This is a genomic window from Paenibacillus sp. FSL R5-0749, from assembly GCF_038595085.1.
Taxonomy (GTDB): Bacteria; Bacillota; Bacilli; order Paenibacillales; family Paenibacillaceae; genus Paenibacillus.
In genome coordinates, this window is the sequence record NZ_CP152005.1 from 737247 (window position 1) to 756168 (window position 18922).

14 protein-coding genes and 1 other annotated feature are annotated in these 18922 nt (G+C 47.4%); of the genes, 9 read left to right on the forward strand and 5 right to left on the reverse strand.

What is annotated here, in order from left to right; translation table 11 throughout:
• Window positions 1-69 precede the first annotated feature (69 nt).
• The 8 genes from MKY85_RS03445 to MKY85_RS03480 all read left to right on the forward strand — a co-directional run bounded on the left by MKY85_RS03445 (window position 70) and on the right by MKY85_RS03480 (window position 10989).
• On the forward strand, window positions 70-1392 hold the full coding sequence (locus MKY85_RS03445; protein WP_342571781.1) for a stalk domain-containing protein: 1323 nt from the start codon (window positions 70-72) through the stop codon (window positions 1390-1392).
• A 249-nt stretch (window positions 1393-1641) separates the two neighbouring features.
• A complete protein-coding gene (locus MKY85_RS03450) occupies window positions 1642-3429 on the forward strand; it encodes a histidine kinase (protein WP_339258725.1) in 1788 nt (595 codons plus the stop codon).
• A complete protein-coding gene (locus MKY85_RS03455; RefSeq protein WP_342571782.1) occupies window positions 3404-4957 on the forward strand; it encodes a response regulator in 1554 nt (517 codons plus the stop codon). The genes MKY85_RS03450 and MKY85_RS03455 overlap by 26 nt, the downstream gene beginning before the upstream one ends.
• 219 nt (window positions 4958-5176) lie before the next feature.
• Window positions 5177-6460 (forward strand): sugar ABC transporter substrate-binding protein, encoded by a 1284-nt coding sequence (locus MKY85_RS03460; RefSeq protein ID WP_339239437.1) that lies wholly within the window; start codon window positions 5177-5179, stop codon window positions 6458-6460.
• Between the two features lie 139 nt (window positions 6461-6599).
• Window positions 6600-7502: a sugar ABC transporter permease gene (locus tag MKY85_RS03465; protein WP_278296989.1), complete on the forward strand. Its 903-nt coding sequence runs from the start codon at window positions 6600-6602 to the stop codon at window positions 7500-7502.
• A 5-nt stretch (window positions 7503-7507) separates the two neighbouring features.
• Window positions 7508-8347: a carbohydrate ABC transporter permease gene (locus MKY85_RS03470; RefSeq protein ID WP_339242906.1), complete on the forward strand. Its 840-nt coding sequence runs from the start codon at window positions 7508-7510 to the stop codon at window positions 8345-8347.
• Between the two features lie 74 nt (window positions 8348-8421).
• Window positions 8422-9663, forward strand: a complete 1242-nt coding sequence (locus MKY85_RS03475) for a rhamnogalacturonan acetylesterase (RefSeq protein WP_342571783.1) — start codon at window positions 8422-8424, stop codon at window positions 9661-9663.
• Window positions 9664-10572: 909 nt separating this feature from the next.
• Window positions 10573-10989 (forward strand): sensory rhodopsin transducer, encoded by a 417-nt coding sequence (locus tag MKY85_RS03480; RefSeq protein ID WP_339304213.1) that lies wholly within the window; start codon window positions 10573-10575, stop codon window positions 10987-10989.
• A 61-nt stretch (window positions 10990-11050) separates the two neighbouring features.
• Here the strand turns inward: MKY85_RS03480 and MKY85_RS03485 are convergent, their stop codons facing one another.
• The 5 genes from MKY85_RS03485 to MKY85_RS03505 form a co-directional block, all read right to left on the reverse strand.
• Window positions 11051-12208 carry a Ger(x)C family spore germination protein gene (locus MKY85_RS03485; protein ID WP_342571784.1) on the reverse strand — a complete coding sequence of 386 codons (1158 nt, stop codon included), beginning with the start codon at window positions 12206-12208 and terminating at the stop codon, window positions 11051-11053.
• Window positions 12205-13674 (reverse strand): spore germination protein, encoded by a 1470-nt coding sequence (locus MKY85_RS03490; protein ID WP_342571785.1) that lies wholly within the window; start codon window positions 13672-13674, stop codon window positions 12205-12207. The genes MKY85_RS03485 and MKY85_RS03490 overlap by 4 nt, the downstream gene beginning before the upstream one ends.
• Window positions 13655-14761, reverse strand: a complete 1107-nt coding sequence (locus MKY85_RS03495; RefSeq protein WP_342571786.1) for an endospore germination permease — start codon at window positions 14759-14761, stop codon at window positions 13655-13657. Before MKY85_RS03495 ends, MKY85_RS03490 begins: the two co-directional genes overlap by 20 nt.
• Window positions 14762-14830: 69 nt before the next feature.
• Entirely contained in the window at window positions 14831-15823 is a 993-nt protein-coding gene (gene trpS, locus MKY85_RS03500; protein ID WP_342571787.1) for a tryptophan--tRNA ligase, read from the reverse strand.
• A gap of 140 nt (window positions 15824-15963) precedes the next feature.
• Window positions 15964-16277, reverse strand: a binding site (T-box leader).
• A gap of 27 nt (window positions 16278-16304) precedes the next feature.
• A complete protein-coding gene (locus tag MKY85_RS03505) occupies window positions 16305-17240 on the reverse strand; it encodes a DMT family transporter (RefSeq protein ID WP_342571788.1) in 936 nt (311 codons plus the stop codon).
• A gap of 167 nt (window positions 17241-17407) precedes the next feature.
• Between MKY85_RS03505 and MKY85_RS03510 the strand changes: the two genes are divergently transcribed.
• Window positions 17408-18793: a PLP-dependent aminotransferase family protein gene (locus MKY85_RS03510; RefSeq protein WP_342571789.1), complete on the forward strand. Its 1386-nt coding sequence runs from the start codon at window positions 17408-17410 to the stop codon at window positions 18791-18793.
• Window positions 18794-18922 lie beyond the last annotated feature (129 nt).

The following is an 18922-nucleotide window of genomic DNA, read 5'->3' on the forward strand; positions in this document are numbered from 1 at the left end:
ATTGGAATGAGCGATGTACTATATATTAGTGTGAATGAAGATAGATTCACGAAAAGGAGTGTTACCTGAATGAAGCGTAAACGGATATGGGAAAATACGGCTGCCGGTTTAACAGCGAGCATGTTGGCAGGAATGCTGCTCTTCACATCTTCTGCATTGCCTGCACACGCGGCTGACACCACAACAAGTGTACTGCCAGCGGGTACAAACGAAGCTTCGCTGACTGCGAAGAAAGATGCAGTGGCCGTAACTAAGGAGTTCCGCATCGTCACATTGGGAGATTCCATAACGGTAGGTTATGAGCCCAACACGAAAGAATTGCCTTATGGTTATGTCGAACGTCTGCAGGAGCAAGGTTTGCTGCACGGACGTACACAGGTGGACAACTACGGGATTGCGGGACTTAAGACCAGTGGTCTGAAAAACTTCACTACTGCAATTAAGGATGGTAAAACACTGACTTCCGAAGCCATTCAACCAAGTCTTCCTGATCCAAGAGCGGGACAGATCGGAGCCAATACTGCTGCAATCCGTGAGAGTGTAGCGCAAGCCAATCTGGTTGCAATTACCATTGGGGGAAATGATGTATCTGAGCTTCTTGGTACAGCAGACAAACTGAGTGATCAGGAACTGCAAGCGAAGTTAAAAGAATTACTTGCAACATATACAGACAATGTTAGTGCAACGATTAATACGATCCATGAAATTAATCCGACCGCTACAATTGTCATCGCAGACCAATATCAACCGATGCCAGAAGTAGCGGGCAAGGCACTTTATGCCAAACTGATGGAGGCATCCCAAGGTTTCACACAGACGATTGATGGAATCGCAGCTAAATTCTCTGCTCAAGGAACCAATGTCAAAGTCGCACACGTGGCCAAAGAGTTTGTTGGCGGTGAAGGCACGATGACTCATATGATCAAAGATCGTGATTTCCACCCGAATCAATTCGGATATGCGGCCATTGCCGAAGTATTTGCCAAAACGATCTGGGGAGATTACACCAAGCTGACTGCACCTGCCACAGGTGAACCCATGAATATTATCGTGAGTGGTAAAACCTTGAATACACCGTACAAACCAATTATCCGTAACGGCAAAAACTTTGTGGCGATTCAAGATATCGTGAACGCTGTTGGTGCCACTACGGTATGGGATAACAAGACTTCAACCGCAACCATTACATATGGAGATCGGAAGGTTGCTGTGAAGATTGGTGCTAATGCAGTGAAGGTAAATGGAGCATCGGTTAACGTGGATACACCTGCATTTCTGAATAAGGTAGGCAAAGAGTCTAAAACCTATGTACCCCTTGCCATGGTAGCTGAAGGACTTGGCTTTGATGTGCAATATGTAGCGAAGCTGAAAACTGTTTTTGTTAATCCGTAAGATATGTTTCATGCTTTAGCATGATGTGATTCAACAGCCAGAATGCCTTGATTTGTTCAAGGCATTCTGGCTGTTTTGTGTTCTTTTTGAGTTGCTGACACAGATGGATCACTCCTCTAATGACCTGAAATGTTGGATAAATATATCTTGTCAGATGCCCAATGGATGTGTAAATATGAAAATAACTTACAATAAAACGATTAAACCATAACACGACAGCACCCTTCGCAAGGCAAAGGAGCGCTTAGGATGACTAAAATTAAGAACGCTTTCACAACACTGCCGATTCATCACAAAACGATTCTTCTTATTGGCATTTTGATGTTAATCAGCTTTACGTTTTATGCGTCTGTACTCCGATATGTGTTCAGCATCTATGATCGTCAAATCTACGAGAAGTCCTCGCAAGTCCTCAATATGTCTTCAGTAGGCATTGAGAATCAACTGCGTGAGATGTCCAGCCTCTCTTTCAAGGTGATGTCAGATGAGCCGCTTCAGCAATATCTGCTTCAACTTGAAAAGGCCGAGACAGGTTACGAGAAAAATGGTCTGCGCAAAAAAATTACTAACCGGTTAGTTGCTTATGCAGGGTCTGAGAAATACGTCTATTCCATGCTATTTATCGATAATGATAATAACGTTATGGCTGCAGGGAACCGGGAAGGAATTTCGGAGACAAAACAGAAGGAACTGGTGACATTGGGAGACCGATATTCGGGGTCCAATGTGTGGCATACCAGCGGGGATCAACAAGCTAGGCTTTTATCCGTCCGACAGGTGAAATCTTTTACGGGTGGGGCGTTTACGCTGGAAAAGCTCGGTACGCTGATTATCCGTGTCCGTCTGGACCGAATTGTCCAGGATCAGATGCAAGAACCGGCAGAGGACTCCCAGTTGTTGATTACGGATGGAAAAGAAGTGATCTATCCAACAGAATCAGCAGTCAGTGAAGCTGAGATAGAGTCAGAATTGAAGCGGACCCAACCTTATGGCATCGCCATGTTTGAGCATGGTCGTTATTTTGTCGCCCGGGCCAACTCTTCCTACACTGACTGGACTTACCTATATACGACGCCTTTTGATCAGATGTTTAAACAAATTCAGTTTGTCAAACAGCTGGTCACGGTCATCTTTATTATGATTTTTCTGGTCGCACTGATTATTGGAGCGAAGTTTTCTCGCAGTATCACCCACCCGATTGCGCAGTTGATCAAAAAGATGCGTAATATCGAAAAAGGCGATTTGGATAAACTGGAGGAGGCTGCCCTTGGCAATGTTCCCATATCTCCACAGAATGAGGTGGGGCTGCTGCATCGCACCTTCAAGATGATGCTTCAACGGATACGTGAATTGATTGATGAGAACTATGCCAAGCAATTGGTGATTCGTGAGACGGAGTTGAAAGCGCTTCAGGCGCAGATTAATCCACATTTTCTATATAACACGTTGGAATCAATTAACTGGTTGGCCAAAGTGCAGAAGCAACGACAGATCTCGGAAATGGTTGAGGCGCTTGGATTTCTGCTGCGTAGCTCTGTGAATATGTCCGAGAAGTGGATCACGCTGGAAAGAGAGCTGGACATTGTCCGCAGTTACGTGACCATTCAGCGCACCCGTTTTGAGGAGAGACTTAATTTTGACATGGAGATTGCTCCTGAGGTGGGAACGGCCCGGATTCCCAAGTTAACGTTACAGCCACTCGTGGAGAACGCCATACATTATGCACTCGAACCAAGCATTGAACCATGCCGAATTCGTATTCGGGCGAGAGCAGATGGAGATAAGGTGATTATCGAAGTCGAAGACGACGGTCCGGGGATGACACCGGAATTTCTGGAACAACTACACGAAGGACGTATTCAGACAAGAGGACAGGGCATTGGGTTATCTAACATCCAGGAACGAATCAGACTGACCTTCGGTGATGAAGGTGGAATGGTGATGAGCAGCAAGCCCGGATCAGGAACTGTAGTATCGATCAGCATACCTTGGATCAGAGAGGACGATGACGATGTACAAAGTGATGCTCGTAGATGATGAACGTGTCATTCTGGAGGGGATTTCCCAAGTGGTCGATTGGGCCGCGGCAGGTACGGAATTGGTGGGTACGGCGAGGAATGGGATTGAAGCATTGGACAAAATCGGGCAGTCGAGACCTGACATTATTATTACGGATATCTCCATGCCTGGTCTGGATGGTCTCGGACTCATAGAGAAGGCATCGGAAGCATATCCAGGGGTACGTTTCATCATGTTATCCGGCTACAAGGAGTTCGAGTATGCCCGCAGGGCGATGCAATATGGTGTGAAGCATTATTTGCTCAAACCATGTAATGAGAATCAGATCCATGATGCGTTAACCGAACTGTTGCAGGAACATCAGGATGCTCAAGTGAAGGAGCATGTTGCTGGTGAGATGAAACAGCGATTGCAGCGTGTCCTTCCGCATGTGAAGGAGCAATTTCTGCTAGAATTCATGACCAACCGAACCTATGGGCCAGTTGATCTGGAATATTATCAGGAGCTGTTCGATCTGGAGCTTGAAGAGAACACAGTTCGGTTACTGCTGTTCCGAATCGTAGATGAGCATGATTACAGTCACTTATTTGCGATCAAAAACATTGCCAGTGATCTGCTACCGGATGTACTGTTAAGCACTACCATTGAAGGCAAACTTCTGATTCTGCTTGCGGATTCAACTGATCCGGGCCGATTGGAAGAAAATATTGAAGAGGTTCGGGCTGCATTTACCAGACTGTATAAACTGGAAGTGACCGCTGCGCTGAGTGAAGCAGATCGAATGATCCAGTCCCGGCGGTTGTTTCGTGAGGCATTGCAGTATCTGAACCATCGTTTTTTTATTGGTGAAGGCAAACTGATCACGAAGAATGATCTCGTTCTGGCAGGAGAATGCGACGGCGTGCATGTAGAACAGGATGCGGAGCAACTGTGTCAGTTGATCAAATCGGGCAATACAGAAGAAACCGCGGCAGAGGTGGATCGTCTGTTTGATCTATTATCGCGTCAGCAGTTGGAGATTGAGGTGACTCGTTCTTATGTAGTGCAGCTGTATTCTGCGATGGTTCATGTATGTCCGCCCGAGGAGGCAACAGAATTCACCCAGCGTATGGCGGAACTACCTCATATCGATACGTTATCTGGATTAAAAACTTTTGTTGCAAGCAGTGCAGCCCGGCTAACTTCCGGGTATTACAAAAACCACATCAGTCGCCAGTCTTCCGCCGTGGAGAAGATGATGGATATCGTGGATCGTCATTATGGAGAGGCAGATCTCTCGCTCAATGGAGTCGCTCATCAGATGTTATATATGAATCCGGATTATCTGGGCAAGATTTTCAAAAAAGTCACGGGCGAGAATTTCTCCAATTACGTCAATCGTCTGCGCATCGAACGGGCGTGTGATCATATCCGCAGAGGCGGGGATGTTAAAGTATTCGAACTCGCTGAGTTGTTCGGATTCGGCGGTAATTCGCAATATTTCAGTCAGGTGTTCAAAAAATGGACCGGTATGACACCTACGGAATTCCGCAGGAGCGGCATATAACAATGGGATATCAATCGTATGAATCATGTCTGGGGAGGATGAACAGCGCTGAGAGGGGCTGTTGTCCTCCTCTGTTTTTTGAACCAACAAGACGGTTTTGTGTATTCAACTCTGGTCGTACATTTGCGAAAATGACATTAACAAGTTTGTGAAAGCGTTATCAGAAATAAGAGGATAACGCGTTCACACAACCATATCAACATAAAAGGGGAGATTGGCATGGTGAAAAAGGCAATATTCCTGATGATGGCTGCGTTGCTCGTTTTTACAGCGGCATGTAGTTCAGGTGGAGGAAGCGAACAGGGGTCTTCGGATGGATCGGTTACTCTGCGGATCGCTTGGTGGGGTTCGGATGCAAGGCATGAATATACACAGAAGGTCATTGACCTGTACAAGTCGAAAAATCCGAATGTCAAAATTGACGTGGAATATGCTTCATTTGATGACTACTGGAAAAAGCTCGCACCACAAGCAGCAGCAAATCAATTGCCTGACATCGTTCAGATGGATATTTCCTACATCAGCCAATATGCACAGAATGGTCAGCTTGAGGATCTAGCTCCTTATCTGGGCAACCAGATCAAAGTGGACGATGTGTCTGAGAATGTAATTAGCACAGGTGTAATTAATGGCAAACAATACGGTGTACCTGCCGGTGTTAACGTTCTGGGCTTCCAATATGATCCGGCGTTGCTTAAAAAAGCAGGCGTGGATGCAATCCCTGACAATATGACTTGGGAGTCGTACGAAGCACTGGGTAAACAAGCCGCTGAGAAAGGTCTGTATTTGGATGGAGGGGTAGCTCCGGATATCTTCTTCCATTACTTCCTGCGTACCAAAGGCTTGTCGCTATACAATGCGGAAGGCACAGGTCTTGGTTATGATGATGACCAATTGTTTGTTGAATTCTTCGGACTTATGCGCCGTATGATTGAGCAGGGCGCAGCACCTACACCGGATGTAGCCAACCAAACCAAAGGCATTATTGAGGAATCGGATCTCGTGAAGGAAAAAGGAATTGGCGTATGGCAGTGGTCCAACCAGTTCGTAGCTTTGCAACAGGTAGCGAACCGTCCGCTCGAAATTGCTCCAATGCCAGGACCTGATATGGAAAAAGGACTTTATATGCAACCAAGTATGTATTGGGGTGTAACATCCAACTCCAAAGTGAAGGAAGAAGCGGCTAAATTCATTGATTTCTGGGTGAATGACGTGGAAGCCAACAAACTGATCAAAGGGGAGCGCGGTGTACCAATCTCCGGAGCAATCAAGGAAGCCATCGCACCTGAGCTGAGTGACGCCACGAAACAGGTCTTTGAATTCGTAGCCGCAATGGAGCCTAAGGCTTCACCAATGAGTTCACCGCCACCGGTGGGTTCACCGGAAGTAATCTCTGCTCTGGCCGATGTGGTTGAAGAGTTGAACTTTGGCAAAATCACACCTGAACAGGCAGCAGAAACATTCCGCAAAAATGCCGAATCGGTACTTGCAAACAATAAATAACAGTTGAATGATAGCTTGCTCGTCCCACTTCAGGGATGGTCGGGAATGGGGCTGCTCGCGAATGCGAGGGCCTTTCCCCGTCCAGATGACCGAAGTAAGGATGAGAGAGCAAGCTGATCCATGAAGGAGGTTCGTTCCATTGAGGCAGTATTCGTCGTTACGTCGAAACTTAACCGGATATGCGTTCATAAGCCCGTTTATTATTGGATTCCTGGGCTTCACACTCATCCCCATGTTTGTATCCTTATATATGTCGTTCACGAGTTATAACTTGTTCACTTCTCCGCGGTGGATTGGGCTCGATAACTACACCAAAATGTTTTTTGATGACCCGAAGTATTGGAACTCGGTCAAAGTGACGTTTCTGTATGTATTCATTGGGGTTCCGTTAAGATTGATCTTTGCCCTCTTCGTAGCGATGGTCCTCAACACTGGCTCTCGTATGATTGGAACGTACCGGACGTTGTATTACCTGCCATCCATTATCGGCGGTAGTGTGGCTGTATCTATTATGTGGCGTAACCTCTTCAGTAATGAGGGTGTTATCAACAGCGCTCTAACGGCAATTGGGATTGGGCCTATAAGCTGGTTTGGTGACCCGAATGCGTCCCTGGTTATGCTGATCTCACTGTCTGTGTGGCAGTTCGGTTCGTCCATGCTGATCTTCCTGGCTGGGCTCAAAAATATCTCCCCTGAGATGTACGAGGCAGCAGGTGTGGATGGAGCGAATCCGGTTCGGAAATTTTTCAGCATCACCTTGCCGCTTCTTAGCCCAATCGTCCTGTTCAATATGATCATGCAGACAATTGGGGCATTCATGACCTTCGTACCTGCTTACATTATCTCCAAAGGCGAAGGCGGCCCAATGGATGGTACCATGCTGTACTCCCTGTATCTGTTCCGTCAGGCATTTATGTTTAACAACATGGGGTATGCTTCGGCAATGGCCTGGATCATGCTCATTATGATTGGTATGCTCACGGTGGCTGTGTTCCTGACATCCAAGTACTGGGTATTCTACGAATCTGAAGGAGGGAAGTAACGATGATGGTATGGAAAAATGTAAAATGGCCCGTGTATCACCTGTTCGTTGCAGCTCTTGCCCTCCTGATGCTCTATCCCGTACTCTGGATGCTCTTCAGTTCATTCAAGGAAAGTCGTACGATCTTTGTTACCGCAGATACCCTGTTTCCAGCAGAGTGGATCTGGAGTAACTATGTGGATGGTTGGAAAGGCACAGCAGGAAGACCGTTCATGGATTACATCACCAACTCCCTTGTAATTGTAGTTATATCTACCATCGGTGCTGTGATATCGTCATCGCTGATCGCTTTTGGTTTTGCCAGACTTAGCTTCAAAGGTCGTAGCTTCTGGTTCTCCATTATGATGTTGACGCTGATGCTGCCACATGACGTGGTCTTGGTTCCTCAATACATTATCTTCACGAAGCTCGGTTGGCTGAATACGATTCTGCCAATTGTTGTCCCTACATTCTTCGGAATGCCGTTCTTCATCTTCCTGATGGTACAGTTCATTCGAACAATTCCGAAGGAGCTGGATGAGGCTGCAACCATCGATGGATGTAACAAATTCAGATTATATATTCAGATTATTATGCCGCTGATCAAGTCTTCTCTGGCAACTGCAGCAATTTTCTCCTTCTACTGGAGATGGGAGGATCTGCTCGGTCCGGTATTGTACCTCAACTCGCCTGAGAAATATACCGTATCGATGGCACTGAAAATGTTCCTGGATAGCGAATCTGCTTCCAACTGGGGCGCAATGTTCGCGATGTCCATCGTCAGTCTGGTTCCGGTTGTAGCTGTGTTCTTCATCTTCCAGAAACAAATTGTTCAAGGGATGAGTACCAGCGGATTGAAAGGATAAGCAGGCTTAACTGTATATCTTCGTATCTTGCCCGATTGAACGTTTACGAAAGTTAACCAAGGAGGTTATCGCTTTTGAATAAAGCTCAGGATCGTCAGGCCGTTGCCATGGAGGCAGCGGCAGAGGGCCAGGCAGTGTCCGTGACCAGCTGGAAGTTTAACTTTGGACCGGACTCGGGAAGAGCAGATGAGACAGGGGATTATCTGAAAGTAACTGCAACAACCGCATATGAGGAACGAGACGGATACGGATTCGAAGCGGGTTCTCTGGTGTATGAGAAACAACGCATCGGAGATGATGACGTGTCGAATTCCACGAAACAACATCATAACAACCCGGGGCAGACAACCATGTCTGCCCGATTGCGTTCGAGCTTCTGTATTCCGCTCAAAGCATCCTTCATTGTGGATGTTCCCGATGGAACCTATCAAGTTTTACTTGTTGCAGGTGATGAATTGGCTGAGACAGTAACCCGTGTGAAAGCTGGTGAGGGCAGGCTTGTACTGCCAACCATTCGTACACTTCCTGGGCAATTTGCAGAGATGCGATTCTCGGTCGTTGTTCGTGGCGGCAGACTTCGTCTGTCATTCTCCGGTCCCGCGCCAAGAATTAATGCGTTAGAGATCACCCTTGCGAATCAGACCATGACTATATTTCTTGCCGGGGATTCAACCGTAACGGACCAGCCGGAAAGTGGGTATCCGTATTGTGGTTGGGGCCAGCTATTGCCAGCACAGTTCAAACATGATGTGGCAGTGGATAATCATGCCCAGTCAGGGCGCAGTTCCCGCAGCTTTATGAATGAAGGCAGGCTCAGCGCTATTCTGGAGCGAATCAAACCCGAGGATTTTCTGTTTATTCAATTTGGACATAACGATGAGAAGCCGGACCCTGAACGTGGGACCGACCCATTCACAACATATAAGGAATATTTGAAAAAGTATATCGATGCTGCCCGTGAAGCCAAGGCACGTCCGGTGCTCATAACCCCGGTGCATCGTCGTTATTTCGCGGATGATGGCACATTGACTGATACGCATGGCGATTATATCATCGCCGTACGTGAGCTGGCGGAACAGGAAGGTGTACCGCTGATCGATCTGGCTGAGCGCAGCCGCCGTCTGTTCGAGCAGGCGGGCGTTGAGGGCACCAAGGACGACTTTATGTGGGTGCTGCCAGGAGAGTATGTGAACTTCCCTTCGGGTGTGGAGGATAACACGCATTTTCAAGAACGCGGCGCCCGCCGCCTTGCCCAGCAGGTGGCAGAAGCCATCCGCGAGTTGCAATTACAACCATTGCAGATGTATCTGCGGTAGGTTCATGCCCTTAATTATTAAGCGAGTTAAACGAAGTAACGAGCGAAACAAAGTTGCCCAGCGAAGAGCGAAGGCAATAATTTTTTAAATCAGTTCGGCGAGCATAGCAGCGGAGGAGGACGGAATCGGGTAGAGGGAGCGAAGCGTCCGCCTTTGGAGCGGGATTTCCCCTGCTGAGGGGGAATAAATAGAAATCCCGATCCAACAGCGGCCCATAGCCTGATCAGTCCATCGAAGCGACTACCGTGCGAGTTATTTTAAGGTTTAAGAACTGTAGCGAGTTAAACGAAGTAACGAGCCAGCAAAAAGCTGCCCAGCGAATAGCGAGGGCAATAATTTTTTTAAATCAGTTCGGCGAGCGTAGCAGTGGAGGAGAACGGAATCGGGTAGAGGGAGCGAAGCGTCCGCCTTTGGAGCGGGATTTCCCCTGCTGAGGGGGCATAAATAGAAATCCCGAGCCAACAGCGGCCCATAGCCCGATCCGTCCACCGGAGCGACTGCCGTGCGAGTTATTCAGGGTTTAAAAACGGTAGCGAGTTAAACGAAGTAACGAGCCAGCAAAAAGTTGCCCAGCGAAGAGCGAAGGCAATAATTTTTTAAAATCAGTTCGGCGAGCATAGCAGCGGAGGAGGACGGAATCGGGTAGAGGGAGCGAAGCGTCCGCCTTTGGAGCGGGATTTCCCCTGATGAGGGGGAAAAAATAGAAATCCCGAGCCAACAGCGGCCCACAGCCCGATCCGTCCATCGGAGCGACTACCGTGCGAGCCCACCGGATTTTTAAGAGTTTGCCCCCGCGAATGAGCCAAAGAAATCCCGAGCCAACAGCGGCCCACAGCCCGATCCGTCCATCGGAGCGACTACCGTGCGAGCCCACCCGATTTTAACTTAATGATTGGAGGATATATTTCAATGACATTGGAGCCGACCAAACAAGGTGCATCAGCCCATAAGAACGATCCGACAGCCACAGGTCATACCTACTGGGTTATCCCTGATGGCTACATCCCGCCGGAGAGCAGCGGCACACTGGAAAGTCACGAGAGCATCTGTGTATTAAACACAGGTGCCGCCGATGCGGAACTGAACATCACAATCTATTTTGAAGACAGAGAACCACTCGAAGATATTGTGGCGGAGGTGCCAGCGAGAAGAACAAAACATATTCGTACCGCATCGCTACAATCGGGAGAGCAGTCTATCCCGTCAGGCGTACCTTATGCCATCACGGTTTCAAGCAATATCCCAGTCATCATTCAGTACAGTCGTTTGGACACCACCCAGCCAGAATTGGCTCTGATGAGTGTCATGGCTTATCCATTAAAATAACGTATCAACTTGGCACGAAATTCAAACCCAAAAGAAGACCATGCAGGTCACAGGTCTTCTTTTATTTACTGTATTTATACGTGCTTGCATTAAGGATATCCACATGCACTTCCACTTTACCAAGCTTGAAACGCTCAAGGGGATCAGACCGTTGAGAGACCTCTTGCTGCCACAAGGGTAGATTGTGGCGATAGAGATGTTCTGCAAGACCATATGAATCAATCTTGCGTGACTTGTTTTTTTCGAACGTATCTCGAATCTCGGATTCGATCTGTTTTTCCGCTTCTTGTTCCATGGCGTGTGGCGTGCGCGGGGCTCCATGGTCTTCGGTGATGGAACTTTTGACCGAGGTAACCATATCGAATGTGACGCCGTCTCCTTGTTTCCTGGCCGTGATTCTGGTCTTGGGATTACGAAGCATCAGGGTTAAATCAGGAGTCTTTCCGCCATTCCCATACACGTACAAAGGATATTGATGAACACGCTTATATTTCACATATCGTGTACCGTCTGCATCTGCTCCTGCAACTCTACCCTGACTTTTGCCTTGGGAAATGACATAAAATCCATCCATTCTAACCAGAGGTGGGTTTTTATCGCCATTGAACCACGTCTCATTCCTTGTGGAGACCGAAGGTAAGAGAATGACGGAAGCTGGTTCCCGTAATCCATCGAGAAGCTGATGTAGCCGAATAGGTTCGTAACCCGAATGCTGTTTGTATAGCCTCATGGGTTCGAATATCTCAATGGTCTGGGCGGATTGGTTCAGCAGCGCAGAAGGGGATAGTACTTCCGGAATGTCCTGCTCAGTCGCATAAATCCAAGGTGTATATCTCAGTTGACCTGAATGCAGCAACGTATTAAATATATCCTCCAACTTTCCGTCCAAAGCATTTTTTGATAAAACAATGGCCTTAACATGAGTCCAGAGCGTTTGCTGCTGTGATGTTTCATACAAGTCATTAATAGCCATGCTCAGAGTTGTACCCTTGCCTCGTCCTATCCACATGTCCCTTGTTTCCCGGGAAGTTGGTGTTTCCTGTTTTGCAATACTCGAGAAGTCTATCAATTGGGCATACGCAATATATTGGTTGTCCACATAGTCTATTCCTATCGCTGTGATGAAGTTAATACTTTGCACTTCCTTGGAATCCCAGCATCCGGTTAGCAGGATCAAGCACCCCACAAGTAGGCAAGTCATGGACGTCCATCGGATCATGGGCGTTTTCTCCGACGAGTTGAATCTTGGGTGTGAAGTGCTTCCGGACGCTTATTTTTATTCATGGACGGTGGCATGGATACGGCCTGCGTGAAATCTCCTGGAATGTAGGGAGAGACGGGCGTCAGATAAGACACTCCATAACATTCTAAGGATACAAGGTGAACCAACAGGGCGAATAGTCCAATCATGAATCCGAATAATCCAAGAATGGAAGAGATGAGAAGCATCCCGATCCGAACCTGGGCGGTAGCTCCGCTCAGCACGGTGTTCACGAGAATATAGCTGGAGATAACTGAAATGGCTACCGTGACTATGATGGTAGGAGACGTAATCCCTGCGCGAATAGCGGCATCCCCAATGATAAGCCCGCCGACCACGCTGACGGTCTGGCCCAATGCACGTGGTAACCTGCGACCAGCTTCGTTGAATAGCTCGAACATAAAAATCATTAGAAATGCTTCCAGTGTCACAGGCATAGGCAGGCCCATTCGAGTACCAGCAATTGTAGCCAAGAGCGGTAGCGGTATCTGTTCCACATTGAAACTGGTCAGCCCAATATAGAAGGCTGGGAAGAAACAGGCAATCAGCAGTCCGGAGATGCGCAAGATTCGTTCGAAGGTAACGATGAAAAAGGGTGTACTCCTATCTTCAGGAGATTTCAATTGATTGAAAAGTGTAGTTGGCGCGATGACCGCTACTGGAGAACCTTCAATGAGAACGGCAAAACGTCCATTTAACAGGGAATCGACAACAAAATCAGGACGTTCAGTGTTATCCGTGAGCGGAAAGATGCTCCGAACCCCTCCCATGACAGCTCGCTCCATGATGGAGCTACCTATAATGCCGTCAATCTCAATTTGATCCAGATTGTGTCGTGCTTCTTTTAGAATGTCTGGATTAATAATATCTTTTACATACAGTAGTCCAATGGCAGTTTGAGTACGACCGCCTTTGACATATTTCTCGTAACACATCGAAGATGTTTTCATTCGTTTGCGAATAAGGGCGACGTTGGTCGTGAGTTCTTCGGTGAATCCATCGCGAGGGCCTTTAACTGAGGTCTCAATAGCTGATTCTTCTGGACTGCGTCCTGGAATATCAGCAATATCCAGACTGCAGGCTTGAACACCGTTATCAAAGATGATCAATAGCTGTCCACTAAAAATCAACAGATTAAGTTTCTTGAAATTGGTGATATCCTCAATCGGATTTAAGGTTAATCCCAACTCTTTGGGATGTGATTCCTCAATGATTAGGGCGTGCCGCTCTAAACGTGGGATAATAAATTGGTTGATTTGTTTACCGTCGACAAGCCCTTCGCAATACAGTAAGATGACTGGCTGATCGGATTCATCTTTGACAGGAAAGGTCTGAATAACAACATCTGCGCATGGATTGAACTGCTCTTTCAAAGAGGCAAGCAGTGTTTCATGGGACGTGGTGTCAATCTTTTGATGCTCCATGATGTTTCCTCCTCTGATGGCGTGAATGGATAAAGGCAACCGTCGTTGCTATAATCGCAAGTCCGCTCAGATATATGAGATTGAACGGGAATATGTATTCGACCAGAAGCTTTTCGAAGGTCATATCATCCAGAGGATACAACATGGTCAGGATAAAGAAGACACCCAACGAGATACAACTGATAAGCCTTTTGGTAGAGCTCTTAATATTCCATATTTCTACTACAATATACATGGCAAGACTAATTCGGGTGAATGCACCTGCCAGCCATTGGTAGATGGAAAAGAAGTCGGTCTGGGCAATGTATTTGCCCAAAGAGGCAATTCGCCATTCTTCAAAGGCGGGATATCTCATTTTGGCAGCCTCAAAAGGATCGAATTCCACAATCGCCCCAATGAGTGGGCCGACAGTTAGTCCTACAAGAATGAGTGCGAGCATCAGATACTGCCATACACGTATACGTTTGGTGAGATGAGGCTGGATGTACCAGATGAACAGCAGTTCAAACATGCCTGCAAGACTGTAGACCATGCCATTAAGAATGGGATGCCATCCATGTTCAAGAACAGGCAACAGACGGCTGTAGTCCTTGTATTGGGTATTTACGATAGCAACATAGAAACCTAACAAGACAACTAGTGGCAGGACTAACCCTGCGGTAAAGGCCAGCGAGCGAATACCTTTATACGCAGCGTAGGCACAGAGAGACATCAGGGCAATACTGGTTACCAATACGGGCGTTTCGGTCAGATAGTTCGTTTTAGCCCAAGCCGTGGTATCGTGCAGGGTGAAGTAGATGACGCTGAGAAAAAAGAGGCTGTTACCAACTCGAAATAACATGCCAATGGGCTTTCCGAGACGGGAAGTTAACCAATCATGCAGCGTTTGATGCTGAAGGAAACGAGAGACATAAGCGAGCATTAGCGCGAATATCAGAAATGGTCCGGCAGATAGCAGGACGGAAATCCAAGAATCCCTTTTGGCCGCAGCCAAAAGGGCAGGAATAATCAGAACATGGCTGATCAAGCCAACGGATAACATGATCAACATCATGGCTTGTAAAAAAGAAGGCTGTGTTCGTTTCATGCTGAAGAGTCCCCTTTTCCCATTAGACTGTCCTCAGCAGTGTTAACGTGTTTGAAGCCCTTCATACCGTCAGTCGAAATAACGAATGCCCATGGCATCTCTTACCTCTAACATCGTTTCCTGGGCCGCTTTTCTAGCCTCACGGGTACCCTCGATAAGAATCTCTTTCACCTGATCATCACGCTGTTCATAATAATTACGTCGTTCGCGAAAAGGAGCAAGCAGATCATTGATGGCTTCACCTGCGATCTGTTTACAATCTTTGCATCCAATCCGGCCTTGACTACAACTGGCATGTATTTCGACTGCGTTCTCCTTGCGGAAAAGCTGATGATAGGCAAAAACAGGGCAGATATCCGGATGTCCCGGATCGGAACGATGGATGCGGGCAGGATCTGTCTTGGCCTTGATCAATTTAGCTTTTACATCCTCAGGACTTGCATTTAATGAGATCGCATTGCCCATGCTTTTGCTCATCTTACCAACGCCATCCAGCCCTCCAAGCCGCTCTCCGGTCAAAATGCGGGGTTCTGGGAGAATGGGAGCGTATAACTCGTTGAACCGGCGAACCAATTTTCGTGCTGTCTCAATGTGAGGAATCTGATCTTCCCCTGCTGGAACAAGGGTGGCTTTACAGAATGCAATATCAGCAGCCTGACTGACCGGATATCCGAGAAATCCGTAGTACAGGTCGGTATATCCGCGATCACGTGCTTCGCTCTTGATAGTCGGATTATGCCGGAGTGTATTGACGGTAACAAACATGGAGAAGATCACAGTCAATTCCGCAATTTCCGGAATCATGGATTGAATGAACAGGGTAGCTTTGTTCGGATCAATGCCTACGGCGAGGTAATCAAGCGTGACTTGATGAACACTATCTGCAATCAGGCCAGGTTGATCATAGTGGGTGGTGAGTGCCTGAACATCTGCCAGTAAAATATAGGTTTTGTACTCTTCCTGCAATTGTACCCGACTGCGCAGGCTGCCTACGTAATGGCCGAGATGAAGTTGTCCGGTAGTCCGATCTCCTGTCAAAATAATATCCTTCTTTTTGTTCATGGTTTATTCTCCTTTGGTTTTGTGATTCTTCAACATTGAGCTGTCGCCACCAGCCGTCTTCCACGACCATCACCTCCTTTCAGCCTGCAAAAAAATCAAAAAAGCTTCGTCTTTTATCTCATTCCCCGGTTGGGAACAGAATAAAGGACGAAGCTTGTGCCTCGCGGTGCCACCTTCATTGGCCGCTCTGTTGCGGCCCACTTGAGGGATACGGATGAGGTATCTACCAGGAGCTCTTTTATGAGCTTCCATGCCTATCGATATCCTGTCCATGGATAACGGCTGGACATGCCGCCTCGCCTACTGAAAGTATGTATTCCTAGGAAAGGATACAGACTTTGTTCAACTTGGAACTCCGAAGCCCATTTCCACATATCCGATGCACCGACTCCCACCAGCCGCCGGCTCTCTGTAGCATCCTGACATATGTACTTCTCTTCATCATCGCGGATAACAAATGTTTACAATTTCCAGAATTATATCACTCTTTGATTCCACTGACCAGCCTATGTTTGCGACCGCTCATATTGGTGCCAAGCACACCTGCGATAATCAACAATGCACCAATATAGTGATGACTACCAACAGGTTCGTGCAATATCCATGCACCTCCTACGATGGAGATGAGTGTGGACAGGTTGCTGAATACACTCATCTGGGACGCCTCCAGATGGGTCAGGGCATAGCTCGCAAGCAGGGTGGAGATCATGGTGGAGAGGATCGCCAGATAAGCAAGGGCACCCAGATAGGAGGCATCTCCCAGTGGTTTGATGTAGTCCATCATGGAACTGCTTGAAGCATGTCGGACCAAGGAGACTGCGTTAAATACAACACAGCCAACCATCAGCGTGACCCATGTTAATTCCATCGGTTTGTACTTCTGGGTTAATGGTCTCGCAAGTACGCCATAACCTGCAAAACACACCGTGGATAACAGCAATAATGCAATGCCCTTCAGGTTACCCAAAGACATGCCATTACCTTGCATCATGAAAATAAAAACAACTCCAGCGACAGACAGCAGCAGGAATAGCTTCTGCAGGGTGGATGTTCGTTCTTTCAAGAAGACAGAAGCGAGAATGAGAGTGAAAACAGGGGCCATAGCCTGAATAATACCCGCTTCCGATGAGTTGGACGAGACGAGTCCAAAGGCTTGAAAGGCAAAAAATAGGACGGGAGATAACAGCCCAAGTGGAATAATTCGCCACAGATCATGAAGGTTCAGTCGGATTTTGATCCAACCCAAAACGACAGGAATGCTAACAACGATTAGCGACAACGCAAATCGGTGGGCAAGCACATCAATGGGATGTGCAACAGTGACCGTCATTTTAACAAATAGAAAAGATAGACCGATAATAGCCGCGTACAATACAGCTGCGATATATGCGTATCCCCGAGTATGTGCTGTGTTCATGAATGCTCCTCCAATACATTTGTCATAGCGTATGATCTTTATCATCCTGAAATATGTCAGGTTCAAGGCACGTGCTTGCCTTATTCAATATACTGCCGGGTGCATCGTGCTACAATAGATAAAAGGTTAAACTGTATCGGTACAGTTATAGGAGAGGAGTGGGTGCGGTGAGAAAATATGAAGTGATTGCCGAAGCTATAAAGCAATGGATTCAGGAACAGATGCAGCAGCAGGATCGTCGCCAGTGGGCAGATAAGGGCATCCGACTGCCAGCCGTGCGAGTTATAGCTGAACAGTATCAATGCAGTGTAAGCACAGCAATTCGTGCATATGAATGGTTGGAACAGCGGCATTTGGTGTACGCCATCCCTCAATCCGGCTATTATGCCGTACAGAACGGGACAGGTGCTCAGGATATGGACTGGCAGGGAGCATTGGACTTCGCTTCGGCTGCTCCGGATCCGCGGGTGTTCCCTTATGCGGACTTTCGTCATTGCGTGGATCAGGCGATGGAGAAGAAACAGGCAGAGTTGTTTATGTATGGAACAGATCAGGGATTGCCTTCGCTAATTCTGCTGTTGCAGAAGCAGTTTGCGGATTATCAGGTTTTTGCAAGAACAGAGCAGTTCTTTATCACATCAGGTGTGCAACAGGCGCTGGCTGTACTTGCGTTGATGCCTTTTCCCAATGGAAAAAGAACAGTAATGCTTGAACTACCGACCTATCACAATATGCCTTCCCTATTGGGTGGATTAAATGTACCTATTGCTGGTGTGAGACGTACCCAAGATGGGCTTGACTGGGCATCGCTTGAACGTCAGTTCGCAGAGGAAGAGATCAAGTTTTTCTATGTCATGCCACGCTTTCACAATCCGATTGGTACATCGTTAACGGTTGCGGAGAAGAAGAGACTGATCCGGCTTGCTCAGCGGTACGATGTGTATCTGGTGGAGGATGATTATCTGTCTGATCTGGAGGACAATACGAAACAGGACCCGCTATGGTCCTATGATACGGAAGGCCGGGTCATCTATCTGAAGAGTTACTCCAAAATTCTGTTTCCAGGCTTGCGTATTGGTGTAGCCGTTCTGCCTTTACCACTCATTCAATCTTTTGGTGCTTACAAAAAAATGCTTGATATCGACACTTCCGTCCTGTCTCAAGCTGCTCTGGAGATCTATGTCCATAGCGGCATGTTTGCTCATCACAGAAAAGTGATTCGTAACCGTTATGCTGCCCGGATGCACACGGTGCAGGAGCAGCTGGACGCCTATCCAGACTTTGCTCCGTTTATGGACGCTCCTCGAACAGGAGGAGAGCATACGGTGTTACCTTTGGCGGGTGATATGCCGCTTCGTGTTCTGCTATCCCGGCTTCAAAAGCGCGGAGTCATCGTTGATACGACTGAACGGTATTATCCAGAGGGAACCTATCAGGTACATCAGGATCAGATGTTGCGATTGAACATCTCCAATGTGCCGAAGCAGCGAATCGAGGAAGGGATGCAGGTGATCCGAGAGGAAATTTTGAAGCTGCAGATCAGTCAGAGATAAGTTAAGTAATGGCAGGATCATAACAGTGCACCCTATTAATAAGCTACGCTTGAAGATGTTGCATAACATCTCATCCTAACCCTATGTAAACCAATCACCCCTATTTGTAAAAAAACAAAGGCGTCCGCA